Source organism: Fructobacillus tropaeoli, from assembly GCF_001047135.2.
Taxonomy (GTDB): Bacteria; Bacillota; Bacilli; order Lactobacillales; family Lactobacillaceae; genus Fructobacillus; species Fructobacillus tropaeoli.
Map to the genome: position 1 here is coordinate 1 of NZ_DF968114.1, position 1,644 is coordinate 1,644.

The following is a 1,644-nucleotide window of genomic DNA, read 5'->3' on the forward strand; positions in this document are numbered from 1 at the left end:
GTCCCCTTCCCCCGAAGGGTCAGTATCCGTGGCAATGACAAGCCCATCAAAGCCTTGACTGGCTTTTTTCTTAAGATCATCTAAAAGCGACTTGGTACTTTCTTGTTGACCAGTTCGCGGATTTTTACTCACAATATAGGTTCGTTTCCAATCAAACTGGTTTAAGTCCCACGGCAAGTCTTTGAGGTCCCAGGACTTCATTTTGGCCGTAAGCGCTTCGGGGACTTGGTCTTGTGGTTCAGCCAAGGTCATCACGTGGCCTCTGAGATTGGTTAATTCATAGTCAAAATTCGCAAAATGCCCAGTGAGACCACCAAGTGCCTTTTCAAAGTTCTTTCGTGCAGAAGGCTTTTCAGTAATAATTAAATATTTTGTCATGGTAAAGTTTCCTTTCGTATTGTTGATTCATCAATTGAGACAAATAAAAAGACGCCCTTGGGACGCCTGTCTGTTTATTTCGTTATATAAAAAGCAAAAAGAGCCTCACACGAGACTCTTTCACGTTTTGCAAAACCCAAAGGGGTATGCTAAACTTGCTCACAAATAAGAAAATCCAGTCACATACATTTACTTTAGCCGGTAACTGTGAATGGAGCAAAACCTTATGCGTTTATTATAACGACATACATAAGGTTTTTCAAGATGCTTGAAAAAAGATTTGCTCCATTTGTGCCGTGATTGGTAGAAATGGAGTTTTTATGTCAAAAGCAAAATTAAAGCAACATTCAAAATACGGAAATAATCAGATTCAATATCAAGATAATAGTCAAAACTTATCATATTATTATTTTAGAACCAATATTAATACTAATTCTTCACCCAAATCGCCAAGTGAAACAGCTTTTGAAGCGATTTTTACCTCATCTCTGCTTTTAGTTATACCTTTTCTACATCAGTTTAAATTTATCTTTGACGCGTATAAAGAATATTCCCTTTTTCAATATTTATTTATTGGGCTGTTAGGATTTATATCCATTCTTTCAGTCTATAAACAGAGCCATTCGATTAATGATCGTATTTTTTCGACCATTCAATCGATTATACCGTTACTTCTTCAATACTTTTTACAACGTGTCACTATTCCTCAAGAACATTTAAATCTTTTTGCTACTATTAACATTTCCAATTTATTGCCTACCGTAAAAGATCACATAGGATCCATACTGTTTGCCTTAATTTTTACTATTACAATAATCTTTTTGTTTTATTCATCTTTGATGAGCTTTTACCAAATCGTTGTAAAGCATAATTTACTTCGTCTTAATTCGTTCCTCCTATATATAGTAATCATTGTCTTTTTAATTTTTGGGAAAAATTTATATTCAGTGACGATTCCGATACCTCTCAACTAATATCGTAACAATTTTATTCAATAGCAAAATGAGTAAATACGCAACAAATAATATAATAGCTAAAATCGTGCCAGTTACGGTATAAATATTGATTATTTTATGAACCAGCGCTGAATACATGAGACCCACGTATCCAAGAATCATCAAATACCATTTTACTAGCCAAACGAAGTAGTTTAATACCCTCATTAAGTAATTCATCATTTTTTTCATATCATTCTCCATCTCTTGTTCACAGGCCGCCAAGGTAGCAGATCTCACATCATACGTTATAATTTTGGTCCCTCTGTTG

General features: G+C 34.7%; 2 protein-coding genes. Both read right to left on the bottom strand.

Going from position 1 to position 1,644, the window contains the following annotated elements; translation table 11 throughout:
- On the bottom strand, positions 1–378 hold a 378-nt coding region (locus tag AOQ32_RS08100), incomplete at its 3' end, for a toprim domain-containing protein (protein WP_242976731.1).
- Positions 379–1,322: 944 nt separating this feature from the next.
- Positions 1,323–1,644: hypothetical protein (locus AOQ32_RS08925; protein WP_207657373.1), on the bottom strand; the 322-nt coding region annotated here is incomplete at its 5' end.